The 16,322-nt window shown below is 68.3% G+C and carries 16 protein-coding genes and 1 pseudogene; 15 read left to right on the forward strand and 2 right to left on the reverse strand.

The features are described from left to right. Positions 1-77 precede the first annotated feature (77 nt). From ACFYZA_RS00930 to ACFYZA_RS00970, 9 genes are all read left to right on the forward strand, one after another. Positions 78-1,937 (forward strand): DNA polymerase, encoded by a 1,860-nt coding sequence (locus ACFYZA_RS00930; RefSeq protein WP_388486033.1) that lies wholly within the window; start codon positions 78-80, stop codon positions 1,935-1,937. 499 nt (positions 1,938-2,436) lie between these two features. Then, positions 2,437-3,285: a sigma-70 family RNA polymerase sigma factor gene (locus tag ACFYZA_RS00935; protein WP_376207598.1), complete on the forward strand. Its 849-nt coding sequence runs from the start codon at positions 2,437-2,439 to the stop codon at positions 3,283-3,285. A 17-nt stretch (positions 3,286-3,302) separates the two neighbouring features. Next, complete coding sequence (locus ACFYZA_RS00940; protein ID WP_376207595.1) at positions 3,303-3,566, forward strand: HNH endonuclease; 264 nt, start codon at positions 3,303-3,305, stop codon at positions 3,564-3,566. A 12-nt stretch (positions 3,567-3,578) separates the two neighbouring features. Continuing rightward, the gene (locus ACFYZA_RS00945; RefSeq protein ID WP_388486035.1) at positions 3,579-3,734 is read left to right on the forward strand and encodes a hypothetical protein; all 156 of its coding nucleotides are present in this window, start codon (positions 3,579-3,581) and stop codon (positions 3,732-3,734) included. After that, positions 3,731-4,210: a hypothetical protein gene (locus ACFYZA_RS00950; protein ID WP_388486037.1), complete on the forward strand. Its 480-nt coding sequence runs from the start codon at positions 3,731-3,733 to the stop codon at positions 4,208-4,210. Before ACFYZA_RS00945 ends, ACFYZA_RS00950 begins: the two co-directional genes overlap by 4 nt. 138 nt (positions 4,211-4,348) lie before the next feature. Then, complete coding sequence (locus ACFYZA_RS00955; RefSeq protein WP_376207587.1) at positions 4,349-5,524, forward strand: helix-turn-helix domain-containing protein; 1,176 nt, start codon at positions 4,349-4,351, stop codon at positions 5,522-5,524. A gap of 686 nt (positions 5,525-6,210) precedes the next feature. Further along, entirely contained in the window at positions 6,211-6,471 is a 261-nt protein-coding gene (locus ACFYZA_RS00960) for a hypothetical protein (protein WP_376207584.1), read from the forward strand. A 672-nt stretch (positions 6,472-7,143) separates the two neighbouring features. Further along, positions 7,144-8,331, forward strand: a complete 1,188-nt coding sequence (locus ACFYZA_RS00965) for a protein-L-isoaspartate O-methyltransferase (protein WP_388486041.1) — start codon at positions 7,144-7,146, stop codon at positions 8,329-8,331. A 70-nt stretch (positions 8,332-8,401) separates the two neighbouring features. Next, complete coding sequence (locus tag ACFYZA_RS00970; protein ID WP_388486043.1) at positions 8,402-8,719, forward strand: hypothetical protein; 318 nt, start codon at positions 8,402-8,404, stop codon at positions 8,717-8,719. A gap of 1,794 nt (positions 8,720-10,513) precedes the next feature. On the opposite strand, the gene ACFYZA_RS00975 is transcribed toward ACFYZA_RS00970, so the two are convergent. Next, positions 10,514-11,314, reverse strand: a complete 801-nt coding sequence (locus tag ACFYZA_RS00975) for a hypothetical protein (RefSeq protein ID WP_388486046.1) — start codon at positions 11,312-11,314, stop codon at positions 10,514-10,516. Between the two features lie 202 nt (positions 11,315-11,516). Between ACFYZA_RS00975 and ACFYZA_RS00980 the strand changes: the two genes are divergently transcribed. The 6 genes and pseudogenes from ACFYZA_RS00980 to ACFYZA_RS01005 all read left to right on the forward strand — a co-directional run bounded on the left by ACFYZA_RS00980 (position 11,517) and on the right by ACFYZA_RS01005 (position 15,654). Further along, a complete protein-coding gene (locus ACFYZA_RS00980; protein ID WP_376207574.1) occupies positions 11,517-11,939 on the forward strand; it encodes a YjbQ family protein in 423 nt (140 codons plus the stop codon). Positions 11,940-11,955: 16 nt separating this feature from the next. Further along, a pseudogene (locus ACFYZA_RS00985) lies at positions 11,956-12,237 on the forward strand (YjbQ family protein); the annotation flags it as partial. A gap of 154 nt (positions 12,238-12,391) precedes the next feature. Then, entirely contained in the window at positions 12,392-12,967 is a 576-nt protein-coding gene (locus ACFYZA_RS00990) for a hypothetical protein (RefSeq protein WP_345259192.1), read from the forward strand. After that, a complete protein-coding gene (locus ACFYZA_RS00995) occupies positions 12,964-14,178 on the forward strand; it encodes an MAB_1171c family putative transporter (RefSeq protein WP_382587891.1) in 1,215 nt (404 codons plus the stop codon). The genes ACFYZA_RS00990 and ACFYZA_RS00995 overlap by 4 nt, the downstream gene beginning before the upstream one ends. Beyond that, complete coding sequence (locus tag ACFYZA_RS01000; protein ID WP_388486048.1) at positions 14,175-15,122, forward strand: DNA-binding protein; 948 nt, start codon at positions 14,175-14,177, stop codon at positions 15,120-15,122. Before ACFYZA_RS00995 ends, ACFYZA_RS01000 begins: the two co-directional genes overlap by 4 nt. Positions 15,123-15,180: 58 nt before the next feature. After that, entirely contained in the window at positions 15,181-15,654 is a 474-nt protein-coding gene (locus ACFYZA_RS01005) for a DUF3574 domain-containing protein (protein WP_382587887.1), read from the forward strand. A 33-nt stretch (positions 15,655-15,687) separates the two neighbouring features. On the opposite strand, the gene ACFYZA_RS01010 is transcribed toward ACFYZA_RS01005, so the two are convergent. After that, on the reverse strand, positions 15,688-16,242 hold the full coding sequence (locus ACFYZA_RS01010; protein WP_388486051.1) for a phospholipase domain-containing protein: 555 nt from the start codon (positions 16,240-16,242) through the stop codon (positions 15,688-15,690). Positions 16,243-16,322 lie beyond the last annotated feature (80 nt).

The raw sequence follows: 16,322 nt of genomic DNA on the forward strand, positions 1-16,322 counted from the left end.
GGGGGTCGTCCCGTACCGGGTCGGCCTCCTTTCGCATGTCAGGGCCCCTCCGCCGCGACCCACTGACGGAGGACTCCTTGAAGACGTACACCCACCTTGTGGCCGGGGAGCCGGTGACCATCCACGCCCTGGAGACGGAAGCGGATGTGGCCACCGCCCGCGACTGGCTGAAGACTGTACAGCCGCGCTCGCTCGCACTCGACACAGAGACCAGCGGCCTGGACACCTTCCGCCCCTCCCACAAGCTCCGCACGGTCCAGTACGGCACGGCGACCACGGCATGGGTCGTCCCCGTCGAACGCGGCCCAGCCTTCCAGGACTTGGCCCGGACCGTGGTCACGCGGTGCCCGGAACTGGTGATCCACAACGCGGCCTATGACCTCCTGGTCCTGGACCGCCACGGCATCGCGCCCCTGGACGATGTGTGGGAGCGGGTGCGGGATACCAAGATCCTGGCCCACCTCCGCGACAGCCGCCAGGACTTTGAAGGCGGAGTGGGGGTCAGTCTCAAGCCGTTGTCGGCATGGTTCGTTGACCCCTCCGCGCCCGACACCCAGGCAGGGCTGACCAGCGTGTTCCACGCCCACGGCCTGACCAAGGCAACCGGGTTCGCGCGCATCCCCTACCAGGACGAGACCTACCAGAAGTACGCCGGACTGGACGTGATCTACACGGCCCGGCTCCGCCCTTGCCTGGAGCGGGAGTTGGAGGTCCTGTCCATCCCTCCGGCCCTGGTGGACTACGAACACCGTCTGATGGCCATCTGTGCCCGGATGGAGCGAACCGGGATGCTCCTGGACGTGCCGTATACCCAGGGCCTGGCGGACCGCCTCCAGGACCAGGCGCAGGAGCACACGCTCCGGGCCGCCCGCTACGGCGTGGAGAACATCAACTCCACGGCCCAGGTGGCTACGGCACTCCTGGCCATGGGGGAGACCCTGACGGAGACCACGCCCTCCGGCTCCCTGAAGGTGGACAAGAGCGTCCTACTCGATGCGGCGGACCTGGACGACCAGTGGCAACCGCGCGCCACCCGCCGAGGGAACCCGCTCGCTCACGCGGTCCTCCACGCCAAGCGTGCGGCCAAGTGGCGCCAGTCATACGCCCTGGCCATGCTCGACAACCGCGACGCCGCCGGCCGCATCCACCCGAAGATCAACACCCTGGGAGCCAAGACGGGCCGTGCGTCGGTGTCGGACCCGCCGCTCCAGCAACTCCCGTCCAAGGGGTGGGAGATCCGGCGGTCCATCGTCGCGGAGCCCGGCATGGCGTACTTCAGCGTGGACCAGTCCTCCGTGGAGCTGGTCGTCCTGGCCGCTCTCTCTCAGGAGCCGCGCATGTGCCAGGCCATCCGGGACGGCCGCAACCTCCACGACTTCACCGCCACCTTGATGTTCGGGGAGGGCTTCACCAAGCACCAACGCGACCTGGCGAAGATCGCGGGCCTGGGCACGTCCTACCAGGGTGGGGCCGCCACCCTGGCCAAGCAGACCGGCCAGCCCGTGGACCTGATGCGCGACACCCTGAGCCGCTATGCGCGGGCCTACCCCGGCGTGAAGAGGTGGGCCCGTGGCCTCCAGCGCCATGCCCTGGCGAACGGGTGTGAGATCCGTACCCCCAGTGGCCGGCGCCTGGTCCTGGACCGGGACAAGCTCTATAAGGCAACGGCCTACATCTGCCAGTCCACCGCCCGAGACACCATGGGTCAGGCCCTGTTGGACCTGGAGGCCAAGGGTCTGACCAGCCACCTAAACCTCTGGGTGCATGACGAAGTGCTGGGCACCGCCCCAGAGCGGGAAGCGGCGGAGATAGCGGCGGAGGTGGCCGCCACGGTGCGCATGAACCTGTTCGGCGTCCCCATCGGCACCGATGCGGCGGTCTACGGCCGTACCTGGGCCGGGGGGTACGGCCTGCCGGATGAGTGGGCCGTGAAGTAGAGGCGCCAGAGACCCCTCTGACCTGGGAGGACAGAGCACCACAGAAGCCGCGACCCGGGCATGTGATGAACATGAACACGATTGACGGGCCTAGCGTGTTCATGTTTGGGTGGCTCTCATAAGTCGGACGTATCGACTCACGGGGGAGGGCGGGTCCATGCAGGTGCATTGGTGCAGGTCGGCAGCGTGCCGAGACCTCCCCGCCTCCCCGTGCCGCTTCCACGGAACGTAAGCAATCCACTCGCTAGACACCCCATGACCCTCGGCCCTCTCGGGGCCGAGTGGCGATACCTCACGCCCAAATCCGCCTGAAGGACGGCCGGTTGGCCGCCCGGCGGTGCCCCCTACCCACTGACGCCCGGCGGACCATGTTCCGCCCTTCCTGACCGGCACAACTGCGCTTTTCGATTCGAACACACATGCGATCAAGCGCCTGTAACGGGGCTCAGTGCATGGGGGCGAGCGGGCCAGACCCGCCCCCCATTCAAGGAGAACCCCCATGCTTGACGCTGCCCTGATTTGTGCTGCCCAAAAAGGCGACACCGAGGCAAAAGCGCAGGTCATCGCCGCACTGGACGGCCTGATCTACACCCTGGCCCAGAAGCGCATGGCCAGCATCCCGGCCCTGTCCGCCGGGTACACCGACAAGCTTGACGATCTCCGCCAGGAGGGCCGTCTGGCGGTTCTCGAATGCCTGGAGCGCTACAACCCGAACGGTGGCGCCAAGTTCTCGACCTACGCCCACAAGCGCATCGCGGAGGCCCTGGGAGAAGCGGCTCACGACCACGGCGGAGCCACCGTCTCCCCGGCGGCCCTGGCCACCTTCCGCGCCGCACTGGGCACCGTCGCCGGCGACTGGGAGGCGGCGGAGTTCCTGGTCACCGTCATTGACTCCTCCCACCGCATGACCCCGGCCAAGGCGCACACGGTCCGCCTGGTCCTGGAGGGCATTGACTCCCTGGACGCCCCGGCCGGAAGGGAGGAAACGTTTCCTCTCCACGAAAACCTGGAGGCCCCCTACGGCTACGGCGTCCCGGAGGACCTGGTGGAGCCCCGCGACGTGGCCCGCCGCGAACGCGCCCACAAGGAAGCGTTGGCCCACGCCCTCCTGGCGACGCTGAAGGAGAACCCGGCCCGGGTCGTACGCATGACGTACGGCTTTGAGCCGGAGGTTCACCTCCACCAGGGATATGACGCCCAGGGCCTCCCCGTCCCCGACGCCGCCGCAATCGCGGAGGAGCTGGGCACCACCCCCGGCAACGTCCGCGTGATGCTGACCCGCTCCCTGGCCAAGATGCGCCAGGCCGTGGAGGTCGTAGCGGAAGGGCTGGAGGCGGACGCGGCGTGATCCCGGCGCCACGGCGGATGAGGTCGGCCCGGCGACCACCCCGGCCCCGACCGTTCCCCCGTGCAGCCCGGCTTCTGCGCCCTGAGCCCTACGACCGGAAAGAAGTCCTGGCCCGCTGGGCCGGGTGCTGCTACTGCGACGGCCCGGCGGAGGAGCTGGACCACGTAATCCCGCTCGCCCTTGGCGGGCCGGACGTGGCCTCCAACGTCGTGGCCGCTTGCCGGGACTGCAACCAAGCCAAGTACACCAAGCCGCTTGCCGTTTGGGCGGCCGAGCCTTGAGAGGCCCGAGCAATGCGACACCGCTACATGACCCCGGAAGACGCCACGCTGGCCGGCGCCTCCGTCCTGGATCAGGACGACGACACCACCGCGGATTCCACCGACGACTCCACGGACCTCTGGGACCTGATGGACCAGTCCGACTACGCCCGGACGTGGCGCGCATGACGGACGAGACGTTCCCAGACGAATGGACGGAGGAGACCCAGCTCTCCCTCCGAGAGGATCCGGACGGCTACGTGGAACTGTCCGTGGGACCTGCCCCGGGGACGGGCGAAAGCCTCCGGGCCTATCCCCTGGCGGTCCTGCTATCCCCCGAGACGGCCCGCCGCCTGGCCCGTGCCGTGACCCTGACGACATTCCGCCTTGAAGGTGAAGACGTGACCGACGCCGTTCCCGAGCCCTGCCCCGACACCGCCAAGCCCTGCGTCACGGACTGCCCCCTCCGCCGGGCCTGCCGGGACTCAGCCCTGGAGGACATCTACCGCGCAGACCTGGAGGACGGCACGCACCCGCCGACCCTCTCTCCGATGGTGCTGGAGCTGTCACCGGAGGAACGGTTCCTGGAAGCAAGGGAGTTGGCTGGTCCGGCCGCATCCCTGGACGACGTACTCCGCCTGGCGGCCTTCTTGAAGGAGGGTTGAGCAGACTAGAGCCCCGGCTCCCCCTTAATTGGGGGAACCGGGGCTCTTGTGCGTAGGGGTGATCGGCGGAGACTCAACTCCGTTAAGAGGTAGGCCCAAGCCGATTCACGGGGGCGGCGGCCGTCGTACCCTGCAAGTATGAGCGATGCAGGCGAGCGTTTGAAAGCAGCCCGCAAGTGGCGGGGGCTGACCCAAACTGAGCTGGCCGAAGAATCGGGCGTGGGTGTGACGGTCATCCGTCACCTGGAGCAAGGCGTCCGGGATACGGCCCGCATGGAGACGTGGCGGAAGCTGGCGCATGTCCTTCAGGTACCGACCATGCGCCTCGCGGAGGGCACGGACGAGCCGGGTGCGAACGAAGACACCCTGGACACCTGGGCGGCTGTCAGAGAGGCTCTGAACACCCCGCCGGGGGCGCTGGTAGTCGAGAGTGACGAGCCCCCGACTCTGGCCGGGGTCCGGGCCGTGGTCGATGCGGCGTTCCCCTACTTCAAGGGGCAATTCGGGGAGCTGGCGCGGGTGCTGCCGGGGATACTTCGCGACGTGGCCGCGCTGGGCGACGAGGGCCAGGCTCTCCGCGTGCGCGTGCTCCAACTCGGCGGCTGGGCCTTGACCATGACGCGCCAGTTCGACTTGGCCGAGGACGCCCTTGATCGGTCGATGGACCTTGCGACGGACCGCATTCAGGCGGCGGAGACGGTCAACAATCTGACGTGGTTGTACCTCCGCCGGGGCGAGTTGGACCGGGCGCGCAACTTGGCCATCAAGTGGGCTGACGAGATGGAGCCGTTGAAGATGCGTCGGGCGACGCCCGATGAGCTGTGCGCCTGGGGGTGGATGCTGCTTCGGGTGTCGGCGGCGGCGATCCGGGACAACCGTGCCGGCGAAGCCACGTCGGCCATGAAGTGGGCGAAGGTCGCGGGCGACGCGCTGGGGTCTGAGTTCCTGCCATCGCCGTACACGACGTTGCGCACCTTCGGGCCGACCACGGTCATGTTGAAGACGTGCGAGAACGCGGCCGTCTTGGGCCACCCGGACCAGGTGCTCAGGCTGGCCCGTCGGGTGCCCAAGGGGGGCGTCCGGCCGACGACCAACAACATCAACCGGCACATGCTCGACGTGGCCGACGCACAGGCGATGACGGGCGATTATGCGGGGGCGGTGTCCCGGCTGCTCAAGATCAAGCGCAAGTATCCGGAGTGGCTGGGCAATCAGCGTTACGCGGGTGACGTGGTGACGCGTATTGCGGAGCACCGCCGGTTGATCACGCCAGAGCTGCGGGAGGTAGCGAGCGTGGTGCGGGTAAACCTCTAAACGATCACTTGCGACAGTTTCACCCGCTGACCTGACGAACTGTTGCAGACATGCAATTGCACCGCCCCTACCGTTTCCTGACACGTAGTCGGATAGGGACGGTGGCGTAGTGGACACGGGTCAGTGGGCGTACGACACGGGGGCTAAGAAGCTAGGCAAGGTGTCGGAGGTGGACCCTTCCGGGACCGTATGGCTCCGTCCGCCTGGCGGCGGTGCCGAGTGGACGTGCGCCCGACCCGACGAGGAGCTGCGAGAGCCGGACCCCTCCGAGCTGGCCCGCGCGCTGCTGTTGAACACGCCGGTTGGTGAGGAGTGATGGGGGCGGGGGACTACTTCGCGCCGCAACACAACTGGCAGGAGCAGCCGGTTGAGCTGCCTTTGCGGTACGTGCCTGCACTGGAGCCCGTCGTGTACCCCGAGTGCGCTGACTGCGCTTGGTGCGACGAGGGGCGCATGGAGGCGCGGGGCCGTGGTGATCTGTCGGCGGTGGCTGACTTCAACGTCGAACTCGCCAACCACCCGCACATCGTGCCGAAGTTGAGCCAGCTCCCGAGCGCACAGGGGGTGCGGTCGTGAGCGCCCCGAGAGCTACGGCCCGTTTCGTGGCGTACACGGTCTCTTCCCACCCGGATGGGGAGCGGTCTGTCTCTGTGGATTGCGTGGGCCCCGGCTGCAAGTTCACGATCGTGCCGACGGCGGAGTATGAGCGGGCGGACCAGGCCATGCGGCACCACGCCGCGCGCACCGGTCACGCTGTCTTCGCCCGGCGGTTCGATGACATCGCCGTTGTGACGCTGGCCGACAAGGCCGAGCAGGAGCGGCGGGCCGAGGTCAACGGCTTGGAGCTGGCTTCAACTCCGGCGGGCCGGGCGAGCCTTCGGGCACGGATGCGGCCGAGGCCCGCCGACGTGGAGCCCGACGCAGAACACGGCCGGGCGGCTCCGTGAAAGACCGTACGCATGCCGTGGTGGTCACGGTCGGCGCGGTGGTGTGGGTTGCCACGGTTGCGTTGATAGTTGCCCAGGGGATGCGAACGTGATCACCGCTGTCTTAGTGACGTACGAGCCGCGTGACCTCGGAAACGATCACTTTGTCTTCAGGGATGGTTGGGGCGACATTAGCGCGCTGCGGTGCCCTCTCTGCCAGCACGTCGTTTTCATCGACCGGTGGAAAAGCGGCTACATGACCGAGCACCACGTCAGGCGGCTGGCGTGCCGGACATCGGGCCTGCCGATCAAGGACGAGGCCCGCCAAAATACCCCTGACTCTCGGTGAGGCCCGCACCGGTCCGCCCCTGCTACGGATGGCAGGCGGACGTGACGGCGGTCCCGTCCCGGCCGGGGGTCAGGTTCCAACTCCCGCTCCCCGCACGTGATGTGAGGTCCGTTCCGGGGAGCGGGGTCAACACTCCTGACCCACAAGGGTCAGGGGCCAAAGTCCCGAGGCCGGCTGGGGGCGAAAGTCCCGACGGTTCGGGCGAGCAACGGAGGTTCTGAGATGCGCAGTTGGTGGTTGACCATGTCCGACGGAAAGCACGGAGGGCAGCCCGCTGACAAGCCGTGGACCCCGCCGCCCACGCCCCCGTCGCCCGACGGTTCCCGGCCGAAGTAAGAGAGGCCATGGACTACCAAGAGATCAGCCGCAAGGAGCTAGAAGCCATGGGGGCCTTTCGGTCCCCGTGGCTTCGGCCAGCGTTCAACGCCGTGGACCGCGAGGCCTTCGCGCCCGCGCAGTTCTGGGGCTACGACACCGACAGTGAGGGGCTACACGAGGTCATCGACCGGGATAAGGACGAGGATGCGTGGCGGCGGGCAGTGTGGGGCACACACCGTTCACTCATCACGCAGATGGATGACGGCATCATGCCCGAACACGGCCCCGCGCGTGGCGACTTCACGTCGTCCATTTCCGCGCTGGACATCGTCTTTGAGAAGCTGAACCGCCTGGACGCCGAGAGAGGAAGTCGCGTCCTGCACATCGGCACGGCGTCCGGCTACGACTCCGCACTTTTGTGCGAACTGGTCGGTTCGGACCGCCTGACGACGGTGGAGTTTGACCCCGCCCTTGCATCGTGGGGCAGGGCCAACCTGGAGCGCTCCGGGTACGCCCCGGCCACGATCACGGGTGACGGCTTGGAGGGCCACGCGCCGAACGCGCCCTACGACCGGATCATTGCGACAGCGGCCGTGCGAGACATCCCGGCGGCGTGGCGTAGGCAAGCAGCGGCCGGCGCCCTGATCCTGACGCCGTACAACACGCTGTTTGCGTCAGGAGGGTTGCTGAAGCTGGCAGTCCTTGGGGGAGTGGCCAGCGGAAAGTTCGTTGGCGGCGCGTCATACATGTGGGTGCGAAGCCATCGGCCGAACACCGACATCAACCCTCCGGGCGAGCCTCGTAAGTCGGCATCGGTAATCGACCCTGACGAGCTGTTCGGCGGGGACTGGTCGAGCCGGTTCGCGCTCGGACTGTTCCTGCCGGATATTGCGTACGCCCATCGTGGCCAGGGCGAGAGCCGACAAGTCCAACTGTGGGACGAGGCGGGTACCTCGGTGGCCCTGGTGGTCTATGACGAGTGGTGGCGGCCGGATGCGGTCGTCACTTACGGACCGCGCGATCTTTGGTCGGAGTTGGTTGGGGCGTACACGGCTTGGCGGCTGGAGGGTCAACCGCATTTCGAGCGCTTCGGCCTCACGTTCACGGACGACGGTCAACACCTGTGGCTTGATGAGCCGACCAACGTCATGCGATCGTCCCTCGCAAATGACAGCCTGGCGCGGGGGTTGGGGGCCGCTCCCCGGGAGAAATGATCCCCGACGAGACCGCCCCGGCCTGACGCTCCCCCGTGGCGTCGGGCCGGGGCTCTCGTATGCTCCGGACATGGACCGCGAATTCAGCATCAGGGACACGGAGTTCACGCGCTGGCTGTTAGACCACGCTCGGACAGCGGGCTGGGACCTGGACGCGGACACGGACGGGCGGGACAAGCTCCGCATGGCCGCTGCTCTCATCCGGACAAGCGGCATCGGAGCGGTGGACACACCGAGGCTGGCCAGACTCCTCGGTGTGACGGTGGCGGACATCGTGGAGGCCGCCCGGACGGAACTGGAGACCAGTACGGCCATGCAAACGATCATGGACCAGCCGGACGTGGCCGCCCTGGACGAAAAACTGGACGGCATCGCGCACGACGACTGAAATACGCCCTGTTGGGCGTGGCCCCCCATTCGCTACGGTTGACTGCTTACGGGCTGGTTCAAGCCTCCGGGCTCAGGCGGCGCCCCTTGGCCGGTCGCGAACGGCCGGGGCTCTCCTCCTCACCGGCCGGCCCGTTAGGGCCCTGTCCGACATCCCCGGACAGGGCCCTACTGTGTGTTCGGATGATCACACAGAGTGTGGAACATCGCCTTCCGCTGCGTCCTGGTCTGTGCCAACCTGGTCCCTCGAAATTCGCACGAAGATTCGAAACGAGGTGAGCGCGGCATGCCCACCCACCAGATGGCGCGCCTGGCCACGCGGGGGTGCCGGTTGATCACGGCCGGTCACGGGCGTATGGTCCTAGCTCACCTGAACGCGTTCAACATGGGGGGTGTCGTGACCGTTCAACCGACCGGCCATGACCACGGCCGACACATACGGCCACGGCCAGGACCCGACCGATAACGGTCACGTACGGCCACTCACGAAAGAGACAACGGTCACGGCCGCAAACTCGGCCACGGACACGTGCAACCTTTCGGCCATGCAACTGGTCACACCCCTGCGGCCGTCATGTCCCCGGGCGTTGGCCGGCCACCCGGACCAACCCAGCGGACACCCACGGCCGTTGGTCCCAGGGTCGGACGCCCCCACCGCAGACACGCAGGTGGGGCCACATACGAACATGGCCGGGTCTGGGAACCAAGACGGAACAATTCGGGGTCAACTGTCAGAGGTGCATGGCAAGGTTGAGGCAGCAACAACCAGCGGGGGAGCAAGTGAGCACAGAGGAATGGCAGGCGGGGGACTGGGTGCTGGACGCCAAAGGCCATGTATGGGTCCGCGCCGATGAAGAGGACGCCGCGCAGGGCTGGGCATGGGGATACCCCGGCGAACGCGCTCGGTGGGCGCACCAAGGCCAGCACTTTGTGAAAGTGCCGGAAGGTTCTGTCACGGAGGACGACGTGGCCCGCCCTCTGTCCTTGATCCTGCGGGATGGCTACCCCGCTGCCTCCCGAGCCGCATAGCCTCACGGCCCCGCCCAAGGTGACGACCCTGGACGGGGCCAGACGCGCCACCAGCCCTACTCCACCAGGCGCAGGTACCGCCGACCCGTACGCGCTGACACGCCAAGCCGTTCCCCCAGCGCACGCCCACTCGGCTTCACATCAGCCTCCACCAAGGACTCCACCGCCTTCCGAATCTCTTCCACGCCCACCTCACGAGGCGTCAAGACCTTCCGACCCTCAACAGATTCGCCCTGCGGCATCTCCTGGCCCCCCGGGGACCCCTCCGGCTCCTCCGGGCTGTGCTCTTGCGGCTCCTGACCTTGGACGGAATCCGCGGTGACCCCAACCGCCGGCACTGCCTCCACCACCAGCTCCTCCACGGCCTCCTGAACTGCAACCGGCGGGGCGCCCGCTCGGGTCGTCAGGTGGATGAGGTGGGCAACCACGATCGGCGGAACGGCGGACGTGGCCGCTACCAGGAACGCGGACGACCCCATGTAGTCCTGGGCAATCAGATGAGCCACCATCTGTGCACAGAGCGCCAGACCTAGGGCCAAGAGCGCCCCTACGGCGGCGGACCCTCGCCCCCGAGACCCCTTGGGCATCCCGTCCACGAACGTGGCCGCCACGGCCGCGTAGACAGACACACAGACAGGCATCAGTCCGGCCACCCAAGGGCCCCACCCGGCCAAGCGGGCAAGCTCATATTCGCCAGGCGCGGACATGATCAGCGCCGCACCCAGCACCACACGTGCCGCAGGGCGGGCGTACTGCGGAACCGCAGTCATCGAGCACCCCCAGCCACCACACGACGGGCCCGCATCGCTTCACGGATCCTGGCCGCCGTGGCCACCACGCCCGAATCCAACCCGCCACTCTCCACCGCAACCGGCGCAGACAGCCCGGCGCACCTAGCGCAGATACCGGAGGCCTGACCAACCGGCAGAGGGTTCCGGCACTCCGCACAATCCGCGTACGACTCCCATGAACGACGCGGCGCGGGCAACTTCCGCGTGAGCCGATCCGTCACCAACTTGGCAGCCGAGTAGATCCGCTCCGGCAAGCCCTGGGTCACAGCGTCCGTGATCTCCGCGACCGTCGCGCCCCTCTGAAGCCACTGGGTCACCAAGGGCGTTACGGACTGGGTCTGGCGACGGGAAAGCCGGAGGCGGCCGTCCACGGCCTCCAGGCGTCCCAGGATCCTCTCTGCCTCTCCTGCCCTCCCGTCCTCATCAGGAGCCACGGCCACGGAGTCGCTGGAGGGGGAGGGGAGGGATATTTCCTGGGTCCTTGACCCAAGATCCTTTACTCCCGAAGGGAGCGTTCCCGTACGGCCGCTCACCGGCGAACCGGTTCCCGGCGGGACGGGAACCGGAGAGAACTCTGCCTGGGGCGTGTCGAACACGAACGTCTCCGTACGGACCCGTCCTTGATCGTCGCGGTAGGTGTGGCGGAAGTAGTACCGCTCTCGGATCAACTCCTCCACGGCGTCCTGGACGCCCTTCCGGCCTACGACCGGGTTACGGTCAGCCAGCGTCCGGACGTCCTCCCTGGCGCCACTCGGGAGAGACAGCAGGTGCACCAAGATGCCACGTGCCGTGAAGGACAGGTCGCGATGCCGAGCGGCGGAGTTGGGCACGATCGTGAAATTTGCAGAGTGAGGCGTACGATTGATGCGCACTGGGAGTTACAGCTCCTGGTGTCGGGCCCCGGGAGTGTTACAGCACTCGCCGGGGTCATCTGTGTATGTAGTTGGTGAAGCCGCCCAAGTCGGGAACCATGGACACATGAGCCACGGATTCAAGACCCGCACCCTGAACATCACCACGGGAGGCGCAGAGCGCGTCTTCGACCTGACGTCAGACTGTGAAGCTTTCCTGGCGGAGGTGGCCACCGGTTGTGACGGCTTGCTGAACGTTTTTGCGCCACATGCAACAACGGGAGTAGCCCTCATGGAGACGGGGGCCGGCAGTGATGACGATCTTCTGGCCGCGCTTCACACCTTGCTCCCGGCTGATGACCGCTGGCAGCACCGCCACGGCAGCCCCGGGCACGGACGGGATCACGTCTTGCCAGCGATCGTCCCGCCCCATGCAACGTTGCCCGTCATCGGTGGCCAACTGGCCTTGGGTACTTGGCAATCGGTGTGCCTGGTCGATACCAACAAGGACAACCCTGAACGCCAAGTGCGGCTCTCCTTCCTGGGCTAATGTTGGTTCGAACGTACACGCCACCGCCGGGATCGCCGTGTTGGAGACCGGTGCGGGCAGTGACGACGACCTGCTCGCCGCGCTGCACATCCTGCTCCCCGCCGACGACCGGTGGCAGCACCGGCACGGCAGCCCCGGCCACGGCCGCGACCACGTGCTGCCCGCACTCGTGCCGCCGCACGCCACGCTGCCCGTCGTCGACGGGCGGCTCGCGCTCGGAACCTGGCAGTCCGTGTGCCTGGTGGACACGAACAAGGACAATCCGAACCGTCAGGTGCGGCTGAGTTTTCTCGGCTGAGTACGGTGAAAGGAACTTCAACAGTGGGTGAGTTGAGGGTGTGGCATCATGGCCGCGTTGTCCGCCCGGGCCCGGGAGCCTGAATCCCGGGAATCAGTCGAATCGGCATTGCAACGGCCTGCTTCTCCAGCGTGGAAGGCGTGGAAGGCTAAGGATGAAGGTGTCTGGCTCTGCGTTACCGTCGCCGGAGGACCGTCGGCTCAGGCGCCGTCTCAAAAAGGTTCGTCAAACTTGTGAGGCGCTGCTCGCGGACTGGGGCATGGAGCACGGCTGCGGCATTGATGAACTGCACGGCTATCTCAGTGCGCAGAACCAGCGGCCGATCCATCTGATTCCGATGCCCTTCCCGGAACGCCATCTCTTCGGACTGTGGCTGAAACTCGACGATTTCGACATCATCGCTTACGAGAAGGCCGCCTCCGCGTCACACAAAGAACACATCATCGCCCATGAACTCTCCCATATCGCCTTCGCGCACCGGGGTTCTGTGGAATTCGATCACAGTGATACGAGTCAGTTGTTCACGGATGTCGAACCGGCCGTGGTGCAGAGCATGTTGATGCGTTCGCGCTACAGCGACGACGAGGAGCAGGAGGCCGAGACGATGGCCTCGCTGATCCTGGCCCGCGCCACCAAGCGCTGGCTGGAGCCGGCCTGGGGCGTTCCCGAGGAAGCCGCCGAGATCGTCGCCCGCATCGAGAACGGCGTCGGCCACGCGGACCCGTCATGAACGCGGTCAACGGAGTCCTCACCTGGGTCTGCGCGCTCGGCGGCCTGGCGGCCTTCGGCTATCGCCTGCCGGACCTGCTGCGCAGGAAGCACGACGTCGCGCTGTGGGCGCTGTGCGTCTACTTCCTGTGTTCCGGGATCAGCTTCCTGGTCGACCTGGACGCCCTGCGGGTGCACATCTCCAACCTGTTCGGGCTGCCCAACATCACCTCGCTGATCGTCCAGGTGGCCGTCGTCGTCCTCACCGCGGCCCAGCAGGTCGTCCTCGTGTACTGGTCGTCCCCGCCCGAGGAGGCCCGGAGCCGGGCACGACGCCGGGTGGTGTTCTTCGGCGCCGCCCTCGCCGTCCTGATCGTGGCCTCCCTCGCCGTCAGCCCGGTCGCCAGCGCCAAGACGGCCACCTCCACGATCCTGCTCAGCATTCAGGACGCCCGGTACGCGCTGTACATGTCGTTCTATCTCGTCATCTGCGGTGTGGGGCAGTTCGAGACGGTCCGCCTCTCGCTGCGCTTCACCAAGATGGCCAACCGGCAGTGGCTCAAAGTCGGCATGCGCACGGTCACCGTCGGCGCCAGCCTGATCCTGGTCTACTGCGTCACCCGCAGCATCCAGATCGCCGGCACCCAACTGCACTTCGACGCCTCGGCACTCGACCCCATCCAGTGGTCGTGCGGCACCATCGGCGCCCTGCTCCAGATCACCGGCTGGACCATCCCGTCCTGGGGCATCCACCTCACCCGCGCCGGGGGCTGGCTGCGCAGCTACCGCTCCTACCTCCGGCTGCGGCCCCTGTGGTGGGCGCTCTACCAGGCCTCGCCGGACATCGCGCTCGACCCGCCCCGCTCCTGGGCGCGCGACTTGATCCCGCCGCGCGATCCGCACTACAGCCTCTACCGGCGGGTCATCGAGATACGAGACGGCCAGCTGATGCTGCGCACCTCCCTCTCGCTCGCCGACTTCTCACGCGTGGCCCGCTCGCTCGGCCTCCCCGAGGACCCCACCTCACCGCTCGGCGAGGCGCTCCAGGTGCGGGCCGTCCTGAACCGCCCGGCCGAGGAGCGCGACGACGAGGCCGAGGCCACCGAGATCCCCGCACGGCCGCCGTACGACGACTTCCGCGACGAGGTGGAGTGGCTGACCCAGGTGGCGTCCTCGTTCACCGCCCTCACCCAGGGCCGGGCGGTGCGCGCGCCCGACAGAATCCCGTCATGACCGAGCCGCCCCACCCATACGCCCTGGCACCCGGGGCCCTGACTGCCCTGGCGTTGACGGCAGTTGAGCACCTGGTGTCCCTGGACGCGGCGCACGGGGCGACGGCGGCACTCCCCGCCGTACGCGACCTCCTGAAGCGCGTCCCCGAACTGTCGTACGCCCCCGCCGCCCTGCACGGCCGGGACGGCGACGTGCTCGCGGCGCTCGCCGAACTCTGCGAAGTGATCGGCTGGATCCTCTTCGACGCGGGCCTGGACGGCCCGGCCCACCGCATGAACGGCCGGGCCCTGGCCCTCGCGGAGCTCTGCGGCGACCGTGCCACCGCCCGCCTGGTGTTGCTCAACGACAGCATGCTGCTCACCCGCGCCGGCCGCCCGCTCGCCGCCCTGGAAGCCGCGGCCCGGGTGTCGGGACCGCGCCCCCTGCCGACGCTGGTCGCCACCCTCGTCCTCGTCCGCCGGGCGCACGCGACCGCCCTGCTCGGCGGACGCCGGGAGGCCGAGCGCCTCATCGCGCGCGCCCGCAGCCGGTTCCTCGACGGCGCCTCGCGCCACGACCCGCCCTGGGCCTGGTGGATCGACCGGGCCGAACTCGTCGGCCACCACGGCTGGGTCCTGGCCCGCCTCGGCGACCGGGACCGGGCGATCCCCCTCCTGCACGAGGCCGCCACCGCCCCCGGGCCCTCCTACCGCCACCTGTTCACCGCGGAGTTACTCGCGGCGCTGACCGGCGCCCACGCCTGGAGCGATGCCGAGGAGCTCATCGCGGAACTCGCCCCGCGCGCCGGGGACATCGGTTCCGTACGGACCACCGAGACCCTCGCGCGGACCGCCGTTCGCCTGCGCGGCTGTGCGCAGGCGCCCGTGAACCTGCGGGACGCGGCGGCCTTCCTGCTGGAGTCCGTGCCCCCGCACCCCGGCGGCCAGGACAGCCCCACCCGCTAGGGCCCGGCAGGACCAGCACCAGCACCATCCCCACCAGAACCCGACAGACAGGGATCACATGCTGCACATCAGGGTGTCCACGCCCGCGGCCGCCGCTCTCGTGGCGGTCGCTCTCCTCTTCACCACCGGCGGCCAGGTCTCCGAGGTCGCCTACGGCAAGACCGTCACGCAGACGGAGACAGCACAGGCCGCCACCACGGGGAGCGCCTATCTGGCGACACACCTCTACTTCGGGACAGGCCGCCACAACGGCGAACCACCCATAACGGACGCCCAGTTCATGAAGTTCGTCGCGGACGTGATCACCCCCCGCTTCCCCTCCGGCCTGACCATCCAGCAGGGCCGCGGCCAGTGGCGGGACAAGACCGGCAGCATCAACCGGGAGATCTCCTACGAGCTGACGGTGCTCTATCCCGCCCGCGAGGCCCGCACGCACAACCCCGACATCGAGTACATCCGCAACCTGTACTGCTCGATGTACGGTCTTGAATCCGTCGGCCGCGCCGACGTCAAGGCCCAGGCCGACTTCTGATCCGCACCGGCCCGCCGGCCCGGCGCGCACCGCTCACAGCGCGAGCCGCCGCACCACGAAGAGCATCGCGCCGAGCAGGACCAGGACCGCCCCCGCCACAAGCGATTCGAGGTCGGTGACCCCGGCGAACGCGAGACGGCGACCGCCCACTGCCGCGGCGCTCTCGCGGGGCACGGCGGTGGCGGGCCGGACGACGGGCGCCCGATCGGCGCCCGCCGCCCGGTCCGCCTCGGCCGTCGGCGCCGGGGAGGGCGGGGCGCAGTCCAGGACCCCGGCGACGTCCTGGCGGAAGCCGCCGGGGCCGAGCACGGTGAACCGGTAGCTCTGCCGGTCGGCGACCGGCACCAGGATGGTCCGCGAGCCGCCCGGCTCCACCGAGGCCGCGACGCCCGCCAGTTGGAACGTGAACGGGGCGTCGCCCCCATTGCGCGCGGTGACGTCCACACCGCCCCGAGCGCAGTCGTCCACGGCGGCGACGGCCGGCGCCGGCCCCTTCGCGGGCAGCGCCGCGCCCGTTCCCGCGACCGTACTCACGGCCACGAGCACGACGGCCCAGCGGGCCGCCCGCTGCTTCGGTACGTGCCTCACGGAAGGCCCTTCGGGACGGGGGAGGGGGTGTGCTCCAGTACGTGCGCCGATGGCCCGGTGTTCAACCGGCCCCGCCCGAG

It is taken from the genome of Streptomyces sp. NPDC001828 (genome assembly GCF_042892175.1).
Taxonomy (GTDB): domain Bacteria; phylum Actinomycetota; class Actinomycetes; order Streptomycetales; family Streptomycetaceae; genus Streptomyces.